This window comes from Sulfurivermis fontis (assembly GCF_004001245.1).
Classification (GTDB): Bacteria; Pseudomonadota; Gammaproteobacteria; order Thiohalomonadales; family Thiohalomonadaceae; genus Sulfurivermis; species Sulfurivermis fontis.
In genome coordinates this window covers 452799-471544 of record NZ_AP018724.1, presented here as the reverse complement: position 1 = coordinate 471544, position 18746 = coordinate 452799, and the positions used below count along the sequence as shown (strand labels likewise).

The following is an 18746-nucleotide window of genomic DNA, read 5'->3' as shown; positions in this document are numbered from 1 at the left end:
ATCAGTGCAGGGTCGTCGGATCCAGGCGCGGCGCGGCGCGGGTGGGGTTGAGTTCCTCGTTCACCAGTAACACCGCCGTACGCACATACTCCAAGAGTTCAGTGTAGGCCTCCTCGTCCTCCTCGCTGCCGCCCACGTCATAGCTGGCGGCACGCGACAGCTGCACCAGATCGCGCAACGCCTCGCCGCTGTCACCCGGCATCTTCGCCACATCCTTCAGTCCGCCCAGACTCATGCCGAGCAGAAAACCCTGACACCACTCGCCCAGCGCCGCCACCCGGTCCGCCAACGGCTGATCATCGCCGGGCAGCAGGGGTTGGAAATCCAGCATCGAGTCATTGAGCTGGGCCACCACCGCCTGACGCAGGCCCTCCAGCGTGGCGGCGGCCTCCTGTGCCAGGACATCACCGGCATTCAGCTCCGGCGCGACATGCCCCAGCCATTGCTCGCGCGTCAAACCGTGGGCTGCGCACAACCAACCGGCCAGAACGCCGTGACACTCGGCCACGCTCATCTCCGCATCGAGACGGCGCAAAGCGGCATCGACCAGGACCGCGGCATCGTTGGGGGTTTCGCTCATGGGATCTCCGGACATGGCGGCAGGCTGCCGCCCAAAGTGGGATGATCGTAGCATCGCCGTGACAGCGACAACACCCCACGGTGGATGCGACATTGACCGCCTATCGCCGCCGCTCTATAGTGGTTTCGCTTTTGCGGCAGCCGCCGCGCTCTTGCCATGACAGAAGCAGTGCCGCCCGTCGACCATGAAGGATGAACTGGACATCAGCATGCTGGAACGCCGTGTGGATGAACTCATCCGCACCGTGGACCGTCTGCGCGACGAAAATCTGTCCTTGCGCGAGCAGCAATCCTCGTTGCTGGCCGAGCGCGCCAAGCTGCTGGAAAAAACCGAGCTGGCGCGTACCCGGGTGGAGGCGATGATTCACCGCATCAAGGCGATGGAGCAGGGCTGAGATGGCCGCCAATGACATCCTGCAGGTGCCGGTGCGCATCCTCGACAAGGAATACACCATCGCCTGCCCGGCGGAGGAACGCGAAGGCCTGCTGGAATCGGCGCGCATCCTCAACGACAAGATGCGCGATATCCGCAACACCGGCAAGGTCATCGGCAGCGAACGCATCGCGGTGCTGGCAGCACTCAACATCACCCACGAATTGCTGCAACAACGCCAGCAGGGAAGCGGTTATACTGGTGACCTCGGCCGGCGTCTGCGCCGCCTGCAGGAACGCATCGAAGGCGTCCTGGAGAGCGAAGACCGCCAGCTCAAGCTGTAGAATCAGCAAGACCCGTTCAACTATGGGTGCCCCCTGCGGGGTTCGTTAGTCGCTGGGGATTTCTTGAGCCGATAATCACACCCCCGGGGCTGCTGGCGACGGTGTTGTGTGCATGTCCGCGCTGCGGAAAGCCTGATACGCCGTCCGGCAGTCCCACTTGAACCATTGGGTTCAAGGAGCAACAGCGACGACGGCCCAGGCGGAGGGCACCCTCCTTATTTGCGCGAGATCGACAAAGCGTAAGATGAGTGACAGCAACCGCGCGCCACCGATCAACGATCCCGCGTCCCCTCCCGACCGCAACGCCATCCGCCGCGAGATGCGCCGCCGGCGCCGCGCCCTGGTGCCGGCCGACAGGCGCGAGGCCGCGCAGGCCCTGGCCCGGCAACTGGGCACTTCGCCCCTGTTCCTGCGCAGCGAGCACATCGCCTTTTACCTCGCCAACGACGGCGAGATGGATCTGATGCCGCTCATACGCCGCGCCTGGGCCATGGGCAAGCGCTGTTACCTGCCGGTGCTGAGCCCGGCCTTCCACAATCGCCTGTGGTTCGCGCCCTACCGGCCCGATACCCCGCTGCGTCACAACCAGTTCCGCATTGCCGAGCCGGCTCTAGGCTGGCGCAGCATGCGCCCCGCCGCCGCCATCGATCTGGTGCTCACGCCGCTGGTGGCTTTCGATGCGGCGGGCAACCGCCTCGGTATGGGCGGCGGCTTCTACGATCGCACCCTGGCCTACCTGCTGCACCGCACGCACTGGCGCAAACCGCTCCTCATTGGCACCGCCTACGCCTTCCAGCAGGTGGCCCAGTTGCCCTGCGCCGCCTGGGACGTGCCGCTGCATGGCATCGCCACCGAGCAGCGGCTGTTCCGCTGCGGGCAATAAAAAACCCGCCTTGCGGCGGGTTTTGTTCTCTGGGACTGTCGTGGCTTGGTTATTTCTTGTTGGCCTCGGCCACCGTGGGCGCCGGCGTTGAGTCACTCATCATCGCCTGCGTAATTCCGGTAAAGAGGACCCCCATCGCTATCAGGGCGGCAAGCACCACGAGCAAGTCGGGTTTGCGTCGTCTCATCCTGACCTCCATTACCTCTTCCCTGCCTCCCTGGCAACTGTCGCTTCATTGCGAATGACTTATATAGCGCATGGTTTTTTGCCTGACAAGAGGCCTGGGTCACAAAAATGCCCGTTTGGCCTTCTTTTTGCCCGTTTTAGCTACCATATCGGCCTTTTGTCCCCCACAAGAGCATGTTCCCATGAATTACTGGCTGATGAAGTCCGAACCCGATGTCTTCGGTATCGACCACCTGGCAAGCCGCTCCGGGCAGACCGAGCACTGGGACGGCGTGCGCAACTACCAGGCCCGCAATATGCTGCGCGACCAGATGCGCTTGGGCGATCAGGTGTTCTTCTACCACTCCAACTGCAAGGTGCCGGGCATCGTCGGCATCGCCGAGATCGTCCGTGCCGGCTACCCCGACCATACAGCGTGGAATCCGGACAGCAAGTACTACGACCCGAAGAGCACGGCAGAAAAACCCATCTGGTACATGGTGGACGTGCGCCTGGTGCGCAAGCTCAAGCGCACCATCAGCCTGGAGGAGCTGAAGCAGCGGCCGGAACTGGCCGAGATGCCCCTGGTGCGGCGTGGCAACCGTCTGTCGGTGATGCCGGTCAGCCCGCAGGAGTGGGAGGCGATTTTGGCTTTGGAATAACCCATGAAGAATAAACGCAAAGTTCGCAAAGGTCCGCAAAGAAACCCTGGGCAGGAGCGACTCTGCCGCGATTGGCAACTCATCTTCGCGCCAACCCACCCTGCGGGGCAATCCAGCCTTTGCGTTCTTGGCGTCCTTTGCGTCTTTGCGTTTAACGCTTTTCTGTTCAGCGCAGGAACAGCTCATAGACCGGATTGCCGCTCTCGTCCCAGTGCGGGTAGCCGATCTGGGCGAGGAACTCCTGGAACTTGGCCTCGTCGGCGGCCGGCACCTGGATACCGCATAGGACACGACCGTAGTCGGCGCCATGGTTGCGGTAGTGGAACAGACTGATGTTCCAGTGCCGTCCCATGTGGTTGAGGAAACGCAGCAGGGCGCCGGGGCGTTCGGGAAACTCGAAGCGCAGCAGACGCTCGTCGGCCAGGCCGCCGGTGTGGCCGCCCACCATGTAGCGCACGTGCAGCTTGGCGATCTCGTTGTCGGTCATGTCGAGCAAGGGATAGCCCTGGCTCTTCAGCAGGGAAATCAGCTCCTCCTTGTCGCGCGCGCCGTCGTGCATCTCCACGCCGACGAAGATGTGCGCCTCGCGGGCGTCCGCATAGCGGTAGTTGAATTCGGTGATGGCGCGCTGCCCCAGGGCCTCGCAGAACCGGCGGAAGCTGCCCGGCCGCTCCGGAATGGTGACGGCGAACAGGGCCTCGCGCTGCTCGCCCAGCTCGGCGCGTTCGGCGACGTGGCGCAGGCGATCGAAGTTCATGTTGGCGCCGGAGTTGATGGCCACCAGGGCCTGGTCACGCGCGCCCTCGCGCTGCACGTAGCGCTTCATGCCGGCCACCGCCAGGGCGCCGGCGGGCTCGACGATGGCACGGGTGTCCTCGAAAATGTCCTTGATGGCGGCGCATACCTCGTCGGTGGACACCAGGATCACCTCGTCCACGCACTGGCGCGCGATGCGGAACGGCTCCGCCCCCGCCTGGCGCACCGCCACGCCGTCGACGAAGATGCCCACCTGCTCCAGCACCACCCGCTCGCCGGCCTTGAGGGCGTCGTGCATGGAGGCGGCATCATCCGGCTCGACGCCGATCACCTTCACCTCGGGCCGCAGGTACTTGATATAGGCGGCGACGCCGGCGATGAGGCCGCCGCCGCCCACCGGGACGAACACCGCATGCAGGTCGTCGGCGGAGTACTGGCGCAGGATCTCCATCGCCACCGTGCCCTGGCCGGCGATGACATCCTCGTCGTCATAGGGATGGATAAAGGTGCGGCCCTGTTCATCCGCCAGTTGGCGGGCATGGGCGTAGGCCTCGTCGTAGGCGTTGCCGTGCAGTTCGATACGGGCACCGCGCCGGCGCACCGCCTGCACCTTGATCTCCGGGGTGGTGCGCGGCATGACGATAAGGGCGTCGAGTCCCATTTTTTGTGCCGCCAGCGCCACGCCCTGGGCATGGTTGCCGGCGGAGGCGGCGATGACGCCGCGGGCGCGGGCCTCCGGCGACAGCAGGGCGATCTTGTTGTAGGCACCGCGCAGCTTGAAGGAAAACACCGGCTGCAGGTCCTCGCGCTTGAGCAGCACCTTGTTGCCCAGGCGGCGCGACAGGCCGGGGGCGCTCTCCAGCGGGGTCTCCCGGGCCACGTCGTAAACCCGGGCCTGCAATATCTTTTTGGCGTAATGTTCGAGCATCCGGCTACGATACCAGTTCTGCCGCCCCGGTGTCAGTGCGCGCGCTTGGCGTATAATCGGGCACTTTCTCAAGACACGACCGTTTGCAGCGGCAATTACAAGACAACAATTCAGGGCACATCGGAGAGCACCCATGACACAAGACGAAATGAAACAGGCCGTTGCCAAGGCCGCCCTGGAGCATGTGGTGCCGGATACCGTCATCGGTATCGGCACCGGCTCCACCGCCAACCACTTCATCGACTTCCTGGCGGAGATCAAGCACAAGGTGGCCGGCACCGTCGCCAGCTCGGTGGCCAGCGCCGAGCGCCTGAAGAAGCACGGCATCCCGGTGCTGGACCTGAACGAGGTGAGCGAAATCTCCGTCTACGTGGACGGTGCCGACGAAACCAACCGCCGCATGCACCTGGTCAAGGGCGGCGGCGGCGCGCTGACGCGCGAGAAGATCGTGGCGGCGGCGAGCAAGAAGTTCGTCTGCATCGTCGACGAAACCAAGGTGGTGGACGTGCTGGGCAAGTTCCCGCTGCCGGTGGAGGTCATTCCCATGGCGCGCAGCTATGTCGCCCGCGAGCTGGTCAAGCTGGGCGGCAGCCCGGTGTACCGTGACGGCTTCGTCACCGACAACGGCAATGTCATCCTCGACGTACACGGCCTGCAAATCCAGGAACCCACCGAGCTGGAGGCACGCCTCAACAATATCGTCGGCGTGGTCACCAACGGCCTGTTCGCCCTGCGCCCGGCCGACGTGGTGCTGGTCGGCACTCCCAGCGGCGTCAGAACGCTGTAAAGCACCAAAGGCTTAAACGCAAAGACGCGAAGGACGCAAGAGCACAAAGGGATTTGGGGCATACCACTCCGGATGATTGCGCGCAGCGCCCCCGGCACAGACAAGGCACCGGGCGCCGCAGCCGCGGGCAAACCGCACTACCAATATATCTTGGCGGCCCTTTGCGTCTTTGCGTTGAGCGTCTTTTCCCTTCCTGCGCCCAGGCGCTACACTCGGTAACATAGCGGCGATAAGGGATCAGGCGTGGACATAGCAACCCTGTTGGGACTCATCGGCGGCCTCACTGTCATCTTTGCCGCCATCATCACCGGCTCCGATCTGACCATCTTCATCAACCTGCCCGGCCTGATGATCGTCATCGGCGGCACCATCGCCGCCACCCTGATCAAATTCCCGCTCACCCACTGCCTCAGCGCGGTGCGCGTGGCCTTCAAGGCCATCCGCGACGAAATCGACAACCCCATCGATCTGATCCGCCAGGCCAACGAACTGGCGGCGGTGACACGTAAGAGCGGCATCCTGGCACTGGACGGCCATCCGGTAAGCAACGAATTTCTCGCCCGCGGCATCCAGTTGGCGGTGGACGGCCTGCCGCCGGAGTTCGTGCGCAAGACATTGCGCGAGGACATGGAGCAATCCATGGAACGGCACGAAATCGGCCAGCGCATCTTCCGCGCCATCGGCGAATCGGCCCCGGCCTTCGGCATGATCGGCACCCTGGTCGGTCTGGTACAGATGCTGGCCAACCTGCAGGACCCGTCCAGCATCGGCCCGGCGATGGCGGTGGCCCTGCTCACCACCCTGTATGGCGCCCTCATCGCCAACCTCATCGCCCTGCCCATCGCCGACAAACTGGAACTGCGCGGCCTGCAGGAGCGGGTCAACAAACTGCTGATGATTGAGAGCATGGCCGCCATCCAGCAGGGACAGAATCCTCGCCTGATGGATGAGGTGCTGGAGGCCTATCTGCCACACCAGCAGCGCGAAAAACTCGCCGCCCTGCTGGACAGCCGCGCACAGGAGACAGACGGCACTCCGCCGTCGTAGCTATGGCAATGACCACCAAGAAAAGCCGTGGCGGCGCCCCCTCCTGGATGGTCACCTTCGCCGACCTGATGGCCCTGCTCACCACGTTCTTCGTGCTGCTGCTGTCGGTATCGCAGATCGATGCCCAGCGTTATCGCCAGATCGCCGGCTCGCTGGAGCGCGCCTTCGGCATCCAGTGGCTGACCCAGCGCAGCGAATCACCGGGGCATGAGGTGCTGATGGAGGGAAAACCATCGGGGATGGTGGAGCCGCTGGAGGTAACGCCTCCTGCCGCCCCGGAGGACGCGGTCGAACCGGCGCTGGATCACAACCTGGAACGCTTCCACACCGGACTGCTGGACGACATCCGGGACGAGTTGCTGGAGGTGAGCCGCAATACCGAAGGTGAGCTGCTGATCAGCTTCCGCCACGAGGCGGCCTTCGAGTCCGGCAGCGAGGTGTTGTTGCCCCGCTTCCGTCCGGTGGTCGATCGTATCGGCCGGCTCATCGCCACCACGCACGGCACGGTGATCGTTGCCGGCCACACCGACGATCGCCCCATCAGCACGGCACGCTTCCGTTCCAACTGGGATCTGTCCACCGCCCGCGCCGTGTCGGTGGTACACCGGCTGCTCGAAATGCACACCGTCGCCGCAGAACGGCTCATCGCCGAAGGTTATGGCGACGCTCGACCGCTGCTGCCCAATGACAGCGAGGCCAACCGTGCGCGCAATCGCCGTGTGGAAATACGCATCAAGGATCGGAGTGAAACGCCATGAATACAGTCATGCCCGGACGCGGTCAGGAACGCCGCCGCTTTTTCCGCATCGACGACGAGGTCTATCTGGAATACCGCCAGTTGCCGGAGGAGGACTATCAGCAGCGCCTGCAACAGCCGGCCGGCTCACGTCAGGACACCTCGGCGCTGGCCCTGCAGCTGCACGGCCTGACCAGCCAGTCGAGCAGCATCCTGGCGCAAATCCGCAAGCGCGATCCGGAAGTGGGCCAGTACCTGGCGATCATCGACCGCAAGGTCGAACTGCTCAGCCGCGCCCTGCTCGGCAGCCAGCTCGGCCACATCAGCGGCCCCAACCACAAAGTCAACCTGAGCGGCAGCGGCATCGCCTTTTACCGCACCGAACCACTGCCCCCGGAAAGCAAGCTGGAATTGCGCCTGATGCTGTTTCCGGGCCACACCGTAATCAACGCCCTGGGCCGGGTGGTGCACTGCACCGAAACGGGGCACACGACGCCGCTGCCCTACCGCATCGGCGTGGAGTTCACCCAGCTGGCGGAAGTGGCCCGCGATGCCCTGGTACGGCATACGCTGGAATTGCAGTCGGCTCGACTGCGCCAGCAGAAGGAGCAGAGAAAAGATACAAGCTGAAAGATAAAAGGGAATGAGCGCTACGCGTGCCTTTCCTCGTATCTCGTATCTTTTCTCTCGTCTCTGAAGTATCAGAAGTTGGGCTTGACCGGCGCGTCCTTGTACATCTGCACGCTGGCCATGATCTCGGCCTTGGCCTCCTCGACGCCTTCCCAACCCTGCACGCGCACCCACTTGCCTTCGTCCAGGTCCTTGTAGTGCTCGAAAAAGTGGGCGATCTGTTCCAGCAGCGCCGGCGACACGTCACCGATATCCTTCACCTGGCGGAAGATGCGGCACAGCTTGTCGATGGGCACCGCCAGCACCTTGGCATCGTCGCCGGACTCGTCGGTCATCTTCAGCACCCCCACCGGACGGCAGCGGATCACCGAACCGGGGATCAGCGGCACCGGGGTCACCACCAGCACGTCCACCGGGTCGCCGTCGTTGGACAGGGTGTGCGGCACATAACCGTAGTTGCAGGGGTAGTGCATGGCGGTGTTCATGAAGCGGTCCACGAACATGGCACCGGTCTCCTTGTCCACCTCGTACTTCACCGGGTCGGAATGGGCCGGGATCTCGATGATGACGTTGATGTCGTTGGGGACGTCCTTGCCGGACGTCACGCGGTCCAGATTCATGGGGAAAACCTCGTGCGGAATGGCAAAAGAAAAGGCCGGCATTATATACCGGCCTTATAACTGCATAAAAGGGACGAGTTACGAGATACGAGGGGGGGTGCGGCTGCGCCCGCGGCCTTTCACATACACTGCGGGCGCAGCCCGCTCCTTCCCTCGTACCCCGTCCCTTGTCCCTCGTACCTGTCTCCTTACAGCAGGGGCACGATGAGCACCGCCACGATATTGATGATCTTGATCAGCGGGTTCACTGCCGGGCCGGCGGTATCCTTGTAGGGGTCACCGACGGTATCGCCGGTCACCGCCGCCTTGTGGGCCTCGGAACCCTTGCCGCCGAAGTTGCCTTCCTCGATGTACTTCTTGGCGTTGTCCCAGGCGCCACCGCCGGTGGTCATGGAGATGGCCACGAAGATGCCGGTGACGATGGTACCCACCAGCACGCCGCCAAGAGCCTGCGGCCCCAGCAGCAGACCGACGACCACCGGCACGGCGACCGGCAGCAGCGACGGGATGATCATCTCCTTGATGGCGGCCTTGGTCAGCATGTCGACACAGGTGCCGTATTCCGGCTTGGCCTTGCCTTCCATGATGCCCGGGATGTCCTTGAACTGACGGCGCACCTCCACCACGATGGAACCGGCGGCGCGACCGACGGCCTCCATGCCCATGGCGCCGAACAGGTAGGGCACCATGCCGCCGATGAACAGGCCGATAATCACCATGTGGTTGGACAGGTCGAAGCTCAGCACGGCGTTGCCGGCGCCGGTCAGGGCGTGGGTATAGTCGGCGAACAGCACCAGGGCGGCCAGACCGGCGGAGCCGATGGCGTAGCCCTTGGTCACGGCCTTGGTGGTGTTACCCACCGCATCCAGCGGGTCGGTGATGTTGCGGATCGCCTCCGGCAGCTCGGCCATCTCGGCGATGCCGCCGGCGTTGTCGGTCACCGGACCGTAGGCATCCAGCGCCACGATGATGCCGGCCATGGACAGCATGGAGGTGGCGGCGATGGCGATGCCGTACAGGCCACCCAGCGCGTAGGCGGCACCGATGGCGGCGCACACGGCCAGCACCGGGGCGGCGGTGGCCTTCATCGACACGCCGAGGCCGGCGATGACGTTGGTGCCGTGACCGGTGGTGGAGGCCTGGGCGATGTGACGCACCGGGCTGAACTCGGTGGCGGTGTAGTACTCGGTGATCCACACCATCGCCGCAGTCAGGGCCAGGCCGATGAGCGAGGCCAGATACAGGTTCATCGACGACACCATCTTGTCGCCAATCTGGACACCTTCGCCCAGGATCATGGTGGTCACCGGGTAGAAGGCGATCACCGCCAGCAGACCGGAGACGATCAGGCCGCGATACAGCGCGTTCATGATCTTGCCGCCATCGCGCGCCTTGACAAAGAAAGTACCGACGATGGAGGCGATGATGGACACACCGCCGAGGACCAGCGGATAGATCACCGCCTCGGGGGAGCCGGTGATCATCAGGCCACCCAGCAACATAGTGGCAATCACCGTCACCGCGTAGGTCTCGAACAGGTCGGCGGCCATGCCGGCACAGTCGCCCACGTTGTCGCCCACGTTGTCGGCGATAACCGCCGGGTTGCGCGGATCATCCTCGGGGATACCGGCCTCGACCTTGCCCACCAGGTCGGCGCCGACGTCGGCGCCCTTGGTGAAGATGCCGCCGCCGAGACGGGCGAAGATGGAGATCAGCGAGCTGCCGAAGGCCAGGCCGACCAGGGCGTGGGTGGCTTCGCTGGAGCTGGCGCCCATGGCCGTGAGCACGGCGTAGTAACCGGCCACGCCGAGCAGGCCCAGACCGACCACCAGCAGACCGGTGATGGCGCCGCCCTTGAACGCCACATTGAGCGCGGCATTCAGGCCTTCGCTGGCGGCCTGCGCGGTGCGTACGTTGGCACGCACCGACACATTCATGCCGATATAGCCGGTGACACCGGACAGCACCGCACCGAGAGCAAAGCCGACGGCCGTCTGCCAGCCCAGCGCCACGAAGATGACCACGAACAACACCACGCCGACGATGCTGATGGTGGTGTACTGGCGGTTCAGATACGCCTGCGCGCCCTCCTGCACCGCCGCGGCGATCTCCCGCATACGGTCGTTGCCGGTGGGCTTGCCCAGTATCCACTTGATGGACACCGCGCCATATACCAGTGCCGCGACGGCACAGGCCAACGCAAACCACAATCCACTACTCATGCTCGCTTCCTCCTGTTTTGGTGCATTTGTTTTTGAACAGAAACTGACTAAACGCAATTACGCCCCATAAAGCACAAAGGGGAGCTTACGCTCCCCTTTGTCACCATCACTTCTTCAACTCAAAGGTTGTTTTGAGTTTTTTCGCCACCGCGACATTCTTGAGCGTCGCGTACTGCGGCAGACCGTTCTTGTACGGCGGGTAATCCTCGCCCTTGATGAGGGGCAGCAGATATTCGCGGCACTTGTCGGTAATCCCGAAACCGTCCTTGGTGATGAAGTTCTTCGGCATCATCTTCTCGACGTTGGCCACCTTGGACAGCGGCGCCATGCCCACCTTCCACTTGTAGGGGCTGCTGGAGACGCGTTCGATGGTCGGCATCACGGAGTTGTGGCCCTTGAGGGCGAACTCCACCGCCGCCTTGCCCATGGCGTAGGCCTGCTCCACGTCGCTCTTGGAGGCGATGTGGCGGGCGGCGCGCTGCAGGTAGTCCGCCACCCCCCAGTGGAATTTGTAGCCCAGGGCGTCCTTGATCATGTTGGCGACCACCGGGGCGGCACCGCCCAGCTGGGCGTGACCGAAGGCATCGCGGGTCCCCTGCTCGGCCAGGAACTTGCCGTCCGGCCAGTGGCAGCCCTCGGACACCACCACGGTGCAGTAACCGAACTTCTTCACCATGTCGTCGACCTTGGCCAGGAACTTGGCCTGATCGAACTCCACCTCGGGGAACAGCACCACGATGGGCAACTCCTGATCCTTGGTCGAGGCCATGGCGCCGGCGGCGGCGATCCAGCCGGCATGGCGGCCCATCACTTCCAGGACGAACACCTTGGTGGAGGTGGCGCACATGGAGCGCACGTCGAAGGTCGCCTCCAGGGTGGAGACCGCGATGTACTTGGCCACCGAGCCGAAACCGGGGCAGTTGTCGGTGATCGGCAGGTCGTTGTCCACGGTCTTGGGCACGTGGATGGCCTGCACCGGGTAGCCCATGGCCTCGGACAGCTGGGACACCTTGTAGCAGGTGTCGGCCGAGTCGCCGCCGCCGTTGTAGAAGAAATAACCAATGTTGTGGGCCTTGAACACCTCGATCAGACGCTCGTACTCGGCCTTGTTCTGCTCCAGGCTCTTGAGCTTGAAGCGGCAGGAGCCGAAGGCGCCGGACGGGGTGTGGCGCAGGGCCGCGATGGCCTTGGCGGACTCCTTGGAGGTGTCGATGAGGTCCTCGGTGAGGGCGCCGATGATGCCGTTGCGGCCGGCGTAGACCTTGCCGATCTTGTCCTTGTGCTTGCGGGCGGTCTCGATGACGCCGCAAGCGGAGGCGTTGATGACGGCGGTCACGCCGCCGGACTGGGCATAGAAGGCATTCTTTTTCTTTGCCATGGTGCTTGGTTGCTCCCGTTCGATAGTGAATTAGCGGTCTTGTTTTGCCGTTTGCTTCGCCTCGTGGTCCGCCTGCACCTGCAGCAGGGTGACCGTGCACTCGGCCAGATTGTCGAACTCGTCTATGCCGGTGCCGAATTGCTGGTGTACCCGGTAGAAGAACTGGCTGCGGTAGCGCCGGTCGCCCACCTTGAAGATGACGAAGTTGGTGCCGCCGCCGTCGCGCCAGAATACAACGGGGCACGGGGTCAGGGTGCTGGAATGGGGGTCGAGCCGCAGTTCGGCATCGCCCATTTCGATCTCGACGTCATGGCCGTAACGCTGCTTGAGGGTGTCGCGCACGGTCCACAGTTCGGACTCGGTAAAGTCAGGGACGGAATTCATCGCTCACCAACGCCGTTACAACGCATTTTTTATATCAATTTCACTCGGATACATTGACTTGGATAATAAGTGCGATTAGCTTAATCGCATGCTACTTGTAAAGGTAATGCATTTTGTGTATGTGGGCATGGAAAAAACTTAAGAATCCTATATAACTGCCGCTTAGGTCACCTGACAGAGAGGGATACATGAGAATCGTATTGTTGGGGGCGCCCGGCTCGGGCAAGGGTACACAGGCCAAACTGCTGGTCGACAAATATCACGTTCCACAAATTTCCACCGGTGATCTGCTGCGCGCGGCGGTAGCCGCCAACTCCCCCCTCGGCCAGCGTGCCAAGGCGGCCATGGAAGCAGGTCAGCTGGTATCGGACGACATCGTCCTCGGCATCATCGAGGAACGCCTGTCGCAGCCGGACGCCAAGCGGGGCTTCATCCTCGACGGCTTCCCGCGCAACATCCCCCAGGCCGAGGCGCTGGACGCCATGCTGGCCAAGCTGGGGATGCCTATCGAGTCCGCACTGCTCATCGATGTCGACTTCGACATCCTGCTGCAGCGTCTGACCGGCCGCCGTACCTGTGAGTCCTGCGGCCAGATGTACAACATCTATACCTCGCCACCCCGTCTGGAGGATCGCTGCGACAAGTGCGGCGGCAACCTGCGCCACCGCGCCGACGACAACGAGGAAACCATCGGCAACCGCCTGCGCGTCTACGAGGCGCAGACCGCTCCGCTGATCGAGTACTTCCGTCGGCAAGGGAAACTCCATACAATCAACGGCATCGGTGAGATCGACGAGATCTTCGATGCGATTATCCGAACCTTGAAAACCTCAACCAAGCACAAGGGGGAAAAAACCATGGAAGCAGAGCAGAACGAGGCCAATAAACCGGCAACCGCCGAGGCCGCCACCAAGAAACCCGCGGCCCGCAAGAAGGCAGCTAAGAAGGCCGCCCCCAAGAAGAAGGCAGCCGCCAAGAAGAAGGCTGTGAAAAAGGCCGTAGCCAAGAAGAAGGCTGCACCGAAGAAGAAGGCAGCGGCCAAGAAGAAGGCTGCGCCGAAGAAGAAGGCCGTAGCCAAGAAGAAGGCTGCACCGAAGAAGAAGGCTGCGCCGAAGAAGAAGGCCGTAGCCAAGAAGAAGGCTGCACCGAAGAAGAAGGCAGCGGCCAAGAAGAAGGCTGCACCGAAGAAGAAGGCAGCGGCCAAGAAGAAGGCTGCGCCGAAGAAGAAGGCCGTAGCCAAGAAGAAGGCTGCGCCGAAGAAGAAGGCAGCGGCCAAGAAGAAGTAATCCTTCTTCCTACAATAAATCAAAACGGCCACCTTCGGGTGGCCGTTTTTTTTCCTGCCGGCTCAGGCAGTCACTGCAGTTGCAGGAGGGACGCCGTTGAACGGTAGAAAACGGCAAAAGTAAACGGGAGCCCGCTCATCGGGCTCCGGAAAGGACAACGGGAAGTAAATACAGCTCAGCGGTAGCTGGGGTCGACCCAGCAACGCGGCAAGGCCTCGCCGGAAGGGAACATCAACTCGTTCTTGGCGAAATTGGCCGGATCCTGCAACTCCTCGCCGGCATGAAAGCGACCCGCCACCTGTTTGCGGTAGGGGTCGACCAGGGAGTTGATATCCAGGATCTCCACCAGATCGCCGCTGGCTGCATGCTTGAGATACATGACTGCTCCTTTCGTTGCGCGGCACCTGCCGCTCGTTGGACCGCTAGCGAGAAAACCGTAGGAGCCCACTCCGTGGGCGAAGGCGCGCCTGGGCAGGTGCCATTCACCGAGAGGATCCGCCTCCTACAGGCCACGACATCAGAACGCGCCCATCTCCAGATCGGCGGTGATGCTCTCCAGGCCGCTACGGGCACAGCGCTCGTCCTGCTCGCCGGTGGGGGCGCCGCTGACGCCGACGCCGCCGAGGATCATACCGCCCGCCGTGATGGGCAGGCCGCCGGCGCTGAACACCAGCCCCTCCACCTTACCCACCGAGAACGGCTGGGTAAAGCGGTTCTCCATGGCGGAGGTCGGGCTGTTGAAGGACATGGCGGTATAGGCCTTCTGCCGGCTGATGGTCAGCGTCAGGTCCGGTGCCAGCACGTCGCGCAGCACCACCTGCGGGTGACCACCACGATCGATTACCGTGACACCAATCTGTATCCCTTCCTTGCGGCACTGGGCAATGGCGGCCTGGGCCAGTTTGAGGGCCATCTCCATGGACAGGCGCTTGATGTTGACGATGGGTTCGTCCTCGGCGGCCGCAGGGGCGGCGGCACCCAGGGCCAGGACGCTTGCCAAGGTGATGCCGAACAGCTTGTTCTTGTTCATGTGGACTCCTCCTCATTGAAGACAGATTCAAGTTACAAGATACAAGATACAAGGGCGGCGTGCCGTATTCCTTTACAACAACACCCGCTCGATGCCGCCCTGCTGCGCTTGAGCGATGAAACGCTGCTGCCAGTCGTCACCATGCAGCCGGCGCACCAGTTCCACGACGATATAGCCCGCCTCCGCGCCGGTGTCGTCGCGGTAGCGCGACAGACCCTGCTGGCAGGCCGGGCAGGAGGTGAGGATCTTTACCGCGCCGTTGCCCCGCTCCTTGCCAGTGAGCTGGCGTACCCCCTTGAGCAGTTCCTCCTGCTTGCGGAAACGCACCTGGCTGGCAATGTCGGGACGGCTGATGGCGAAGGTGCCGGCCTCGCCGCAGCAGCGGTCGGACAACAGCACCTCCTGGCCGAGCAACGTCGACGCCACCTTCACCGGGTTGTGGCGCTTCATCGGCGTGTGGCAGGGGTCATGGTAGAGGAACCGCTGTCCCGGCACGCCTTCCAGCTTGACGCCCTGCTCCATCAGGTACTCGTGGATGTCGAGCAGGCGGCAGCCGGGGAAGATCTCGCTGAAGCGGTAGGTCTGCAGCTGGTCCATGCAGGTGCCGCAGGAGACGATCACCGTCTTGATATCCATGTAGTTGAGGGTATTGGCGACGCGGTGGAACAGCACCTGGTTGTCGGTGGAGATACGCTTGCCGCGCGCGGCATCGCCCGCCGAGGTCTGCGGGTAGCCGCAGCACAGATAGCCGGGCGGCAGCACCACCTGGGCGCCGCTGTGGAAGAGCATGGCCAGGGTCGCCATGCCCACTTCCGAGAACAGGCGCTCCGATCCGCAGCCGGGGAAATAGAACACCGCCTCGGCATCTTCGCCGGCCCGCTGCGGGTCGCGCAGGATGGGCACGGTCTTGGCGTCCTCCACCCCGAGCAGGGCACGCATCGGCTGCGCCGGCACACTGGCCGGCATCGGCTTCCTGACGAAATTCACCACCTGGGCGCGCACCGTCATCGGCCCGGTGGTGCCCTGCGGGCGGCCGCGGCCGAGCAGGCCGAAGCGCTTGAACAGGCGGTAGCCGAGGCGTTGCGCGGCATAGCCCCACTGGATCAGTCCCGTGCGCATCAGCTTGATGGTGCGCGGGTCGGTGACGTTGAGGAAGGCCATGGACAGGGCGGTGCCGACACTGCGCCGCTTCTGGCCGCGTGCGCGCAGGATGTTGCGCATCAGGATCGACACGTCGCCGAAGTCGATGTTGACCGGGCAGGGATTGACGCACTTGTGGCACACCGTGCAGTGGTCGGCCACGTCGTTCATTTCGTCGAAGTGGCGCACCGAAATACCGCGCCGGGTCTGCTCCTCGTAGAGGAAGGCCTCGATGATGAGACCGGTGGCGAGGATCTTGTTGCGCGGCGAGTAGAGCAGGTTGGCGCGCGGCACATGGGTGTTGCACACCGGCTTGCACTTGCCGCAGCGCAGGCAGTCCTTGACCATGCTGTTGAGCTGGTCCAGCTCGCTCGCCTCCAGGATAAGTGCCTCCTGCTGCAGCAGACGCAGCGACGGCGTGTAGGCGTTGTCGAGGCCGGCGCCGACCAGCAGCTTGCCGCGGTTGAAGCGTCCCTCCGGGTCCACCTTCTGCTTGTAGCCGGCGAAGGCCTCGACGGTATCCCGATGCAGGAACTGGAACTTGGTGATGCCGATGCCATGCTCGCCGGAGATCACGCCGCCGAGGGATTCGGCCAGGGCCATGATGCGCTCCACCACCCGCTCCGCCTCCTGCAGCATGGCGTAGTCGTTGGAGTGCACCGGGATGTTGGTATGCACGTTGCCGTCGCCGGCGTGCATGTGGGTGGCGACGAACAGACGGCTGGAACGGATGCGGCCATGGATGGCATCGAGCTGTTCACGCACCGGCGCCATGTCACGGCCGGAGAAGATCTCCTTCAGCGGCCGCTCCACCTCGCGGCGATAGGAAATGCGCAGTTCGCGCCGCTGCATCAGATTGAACAGACTGTCCCCCGCCTGCATCTTGGGCAGCAGCTCGCTGCCCACCAGGGCAGGGTGCTCCAGGGCCGGCGCATCCAGGTTGGCGAGGATCGCCTGCCAACGCCCCTGCACCGCCAGCAGCAGCTCGCGTGCCGCCTGTTTCTTGCCGGCGACGATGGCGTCATTCTCGGCACTGGCCTCGTAGTCGGGTGCGGTCTCCAGTTCCGACAGCTCGCCGGCCAGATACTCCAGCACCGCATCGATCATGCGCAGCTTGTTCTGCGTCGACTGCTCGATGTTGATGCGCTCGATGCCCTCGCTGTACTCGCCCAGTTTCTCCAGCGGGATCACCACATCCTCGTTGATCTTGAAGGCGTTGGTGTGGGCGGCGATGGCGGCGGTACGGGCGCGGTCCTGCCAGAAACGGTGACGTGCCTCCGGGCTCACCGCGATGAAGCCCTCGGCCTCGCGTGCATTGGCCAGGCGCACCACCGCCGAGGCCGCGGCGGCCACGGCATCCTCGTCATCGCCGGCGATGTCCGCCAGCAACACCATCTTGGGCAATTCCTTGCGCGGCGCCTTGGTGCTGTACTTCACCGCGCGCACGTAACGCTCGTCCAGATGCTCCAGGCCGGCCAGCACCACGCCGTCCAGACCGTCCAGATAATCCTTGGTCTCGACGATGGCCGGCACCGCCCGGCGCAGATCGGCGCCGAAGAACTCCAGGCATACGGTGCGGATGTGCGCCGGCATGCGATGCACCACGAAGCGCGCCGAGGTGATCAGGCCGTCACAGCCCTCCTTCTGCACGCCGGGCAGACCGCCGAGGAACTTGTTGGTGACATCCTTGCCGAGGCCGCTCTTGCGCAGCTCGGGGCCGGGAATGCGCAGGATCTGCGCCTCGCCTACCGGGGTCCGGCCATCGGGCTCGAAACGTGTGATGCGGAACTCGGCGTATTCCTGCTCGTGGATCTTGCCCAAGTTGTGGTTGAGACGCTCCACCTCGATCCAGTCGGCATCCGGCGTCACCATACGCCACCAGGCCAGGTTGTCCAGGGTGGTGCCCCACAGCACCGCCTTCTTGCCGCCGGCATTCATGGCGATGTTGCCGCCGATGCAGGAGGCGTCCTGCGAGGTAGGATCGACGGCGAAGACATAACCGGCCGCCTCGGCGCGCTCGGCGACGCGCCGCGTCACCACGCCGGCCTCGACGAACAGGGTCGGCACCTTGTGCGCCACGCCGGGCAGCTCCCTCAGCTCCACCTCGTCCATGCGCGTCAGCTTCTCGGTGTTGATCACCGCCGAGTCGGCATACAGCGGCACCGCGCCGCCGGTATAGCCGGTGCCGCCGCCACGCGGTATCACCGTGAGGCCCAGTTCGATGCAAGCCTTGACGACGGCCGCCACCTCACCCTCGCTGTCCGGCGTGACGACGACGAAGGGATACTCCACGCGCCAGTCGGAGGCATCGGTGACGTGGGACACGCGGGCCAGGCCATCGAACTGGATGTTGTCCCTGCGCGTGACGCGGGAGAGGCGGCGCTGCACCTGGCGCCGGCGCTCGGCCTGGTTGGACAGCCAGCTCTCGAACTCGCGTACTGCGGCGCGCGCCGCGTCGGCCAACTGCAGGGCCAGCGCGTTGCCGCCGGCACGGGCGACGATCTGATCCAGACGGTGATGCAGGGCATGGGCCAGGGAGTCCCAGCGCTTGCTGTTCTCGATCAGGTCATCCTGGATGAAGGGATTGCGGGTGATGACCCACATGTCGCCCAACACCTCGAACAGCATGCGGGCGGAACGGCCGGTGACACGCTCGGCGCGCAGGCGGTTCAGCACCTGCCACATCTCCTCGCCGAGGAAACGGATGACGATCTCGCGGTCGGAGAAGGAGGTGTAGTTGTAGGGGATTTCGCGGATGCGGGCGGGGGTGTCGCTGCTCATCGGGATCGGCCGTGG

19 protein-coding genes and 1 other RNA gene are annotated in these 18746 nt (G+C 63.9%); 10 read left to right on the top strand and 10 right to left on the bottom strand.

Features of this window, described 5'->3' with window-relative positions:
- Position 1: 1 nt before the first annotated feature.
- Complete coding sequence (locus EP379_RS02490; RefSeq protein ID WP_172600358.1) at positions 2-580, bottom strand: UPF0149 family protein; 579 nt, start codon at positions 578-580, stop codon at positions 2-4.
- Positions 581-764: 184 nt separating this feature from the next.
- Between EP379_RS02490 and EP379_RS02485 the strand changes: the two genes are divergently transcribed.
- The 4 genes from EP379_RS02485 (at position 765) to EP379_RS02470 (ending at position 2179) form a co-directional block, all read left to right on the top strand.
- The gene (locus EP379_RS02485) at positions 765-974 is read left to right on the top strand and encodes a TIGR02449 family protein (protein ID WP_172600357.1); all 210 of its coding nucleotides are present in this window, start codon (positions 765-767) and stop codon (positions 972-974) included.
- A 1-nt stretch (position 975) separates the two neighbouring features.
- Positions 976-1296 carry a cell division protein ZapA gene (locus tag EP379_RS02480; protein WP_127475482.1) on the top strand — a complete coding sequence of 107 codons (321 nt, stop codon included), beginning with the start codon at positions 976-978 and terminating at the stop codon, positions 1294-1296.
- A gap of 27 nt (positions 1297-1323) precedes the next feature.
- A non-coding RNA gene (ssrS, locus tag EP379_RS02475) (6S RNA) lies at positions 1324-1506 on the top strand.
- A 34-nt stretch (positions 1507-1540) separates the two neighbouring features.
- Entirely contained in the window at positions 1541-2179 is a 639-nt protein-coding gene (locus EP379_RS02470; RefSeq protein WP_172600356.1) for a 5-formyltetrahydrofolate cyclo-ligase, read from the top strand.
- A 49-nt stretch (positions 2180-2228) separates the two neighbouring features.
- Here EP379_RS02470 and EP379_RS16315 read toward each other — a convergent pair whose 3' ends face one another.
- On the bottom strand, positions 2229-2366 hold the full coding sequence (locus tag EP379_RS16315) for a hypothetical protein (protein WP_172600355.1): 138 nt from the start codon (positions 2364-2366) through the stop codon (positions 2229-2231).
- Between the two features lie 181 nt (positions 2367-2547).
- Between EP379_RS16315 and EP379_RS02465 the strand changes: the two genes are divergently transcribed.
- On the top strand, positions 2548-3006 hold the full coding sequence (locus EP379_RS02465; protein WP_127475480.1) for an EVE domain-containing protein: 459 nt from the start codon (positions 2548-2550) through the stop codon (positions 3004-3006).
- A 166-nt stretch (positions 3007-3172) separates the two neighbouring features.
- Here the strand turns inward: EP379_RS02465 and ilvA are convergent, their stop codons facing one another.
- Positions 3173-4690, bottom strand: coding sequence for a threonine ammonia-lyase, biosynthetic (ilvA, locus tag EP379_RS02460; RefSeq protein WP_127475477.1), 1518 nt, complete (start codon positions 4688-4690; stop codon positions 3173-3175).
- A 133-nt stretch (positions 4691-4823) separates the two neighbouring features.
- Between ilvA and rpiA the strand changes: the two genes are divergently transcribed.
- The 4 genes from rpiA (at position 4824) to EP379_RS02440 (ending at position 7890) form a co-directional block, all read left to right on the top strand.
- Entirely contained in the window at positions 4824-5477 is a 654-nt protein-coding gene (rpiA, locus tag EP379_RS02455; RefSeq protein ID WP_127475474.1) for a ribose-5-phosphate isomerase RpiA, read from the top strand.
- Between the two features lie 243 nt (positions 5478-5720).
- On the top strand, positions 5721-6524 hold the full coding sequence (locus tag EP379_RS02450) for a MotA/TolQ/ExbB proton channel family protein (protein ID WP_127475472.1): 804 nt from the start codon (positions 5721-5723) through the stop codon (positions 6522-6524).
- An 8-nt stretch (positions 6525-6532) separates the two neighbouring features.
- Positions 6533-7282, top strand: a complete 750-nt coding sequence (locus EP379_RS02445) for a flagellar motor protein MotB (protein ID WP_127475470.1) — start codon at positions 6533-6535, stop codon at positions 7280-7282.
- The gene (locus tag EP379_RS02440) at positions 7279-7890 is read left to right on the top strand and encodes a PilZ domain-containing protein (RefSeq protein WP_127475467.1); all 612 of its coding nucleotides are present in this window, start codon (positions 7279-7281) and stop codon (positions 7888-7890) included. Before EP379_RS02445 ends, EP379_RS02440 begins: the two co-directional genes overlap by 4 nt.
- 71 nt (positions 7891-7961) lie before the next feature.
- Here the strand turns inward: EP379_RS02440 and ppa are convergent, their stop codons facing one another.
- The 4 genes from ppa to EP379_RS02420 form a co-directional block, all read right to left on the bottom strand.
- Entirely contained in the window at positions 7962-8510 is a 549-nt protein-coding gene (gene ppa / locus EP379_RS02435) for an inorganic diphosphatase (RefSeq protein WP_127475465.1), read from the bottom strand.
- Between the two features lie 188 nt (positions 8511-8698).
- Positions 8699-10732 (bottom strand): sodium-translocating pyrophosphatase, encoded by a 2034-nt coding sequence (locus EP379_RS02430; RefSeq protein WP_127475463.1) that lies wholly within the window; start codon positions 10730-10732, stop codon positions 8699-8701.
- A gap of 106 nt (positions 10733-10838) precedes the next feature.
- Complete coding sequence (locus EP379_RS02425; RefSeq protein ID WP_127475461.1) at positions 10839-12110, bottom strand: 6-phosphofructokinase; 1272 nt, start codon at positions 12108-12110, stop codon at positions 10839-10841.
- Between the two features lie 30 nt (positions 12111-12140).
- Positions 12141-12494, bottom strand: coding sequence for an acetate and sugar kinases/Hsc70/actin family protein (locus EP379_RS02420; protein ID WP_127475458.1), 354 nt, complete (start codon positions 12492-12494; stop codon positions 12141-12143).
- A 188-nt stretch (positions 12495-12682) separates the two neighbouring features.
- Here EP379_RS02420 and EP379_RS16840 point away from each other — a divergent pair, with 188 nt between their 5' ends.
- Positions 12683-13780 (top strand): adenylate kinase, encoded by a 1098-nt coding sequence (locus EP379_RS16840; protein WP_127475455.1) that lies wholly within the window; start codon positions 12683-12685, stop codon positions 13778-13780.
- A gap of 175 nt (positions 13781-13955) precedes the next feature.
- On the opposite strand, the gene EP379_RS02410 is transcribed toward EP379_RS16840, so the two are convergent.
- From EP379_RS02410 to EP379_RS02400, 3 genes are all read right to left on the bottom strand, one after another.
- Positions 13956-14159 (bottom strand): acetyltransferase, encoded by a 204-nt coding sequence (locus EP379_RS02410; protein ID WP_127475452.1) that lies wholly within the window; start codon positions 14157-14159, stop codon positions 13956-13958.
- 138 nt (positions 14160-14297) lie between these two features.
- Positions 14298-14810, bottom strand: a complete 513-nt coding sequence (locus EP379_RS02405; protein WP_127475449.1) for a GlcG/HbpS family heme-binding protein — start codon at positions 14808-14810, stop codon at positions 14298-14300.
- 72 nt (positions 14811-14882) lie between these two features.
- A complete protein-coding gene (locus tag EP379_RS02400) occupies positions 14883-18731 on the bottom strand; it encodes a DUF3683 domain-containing protein (RefSeq protein ID WP_127475447.1) in 3849 nt (1282 codons plus the stop codon).
- Between the last annotated feature and the right edge of the window lie 15 nt (positions 18732-18746).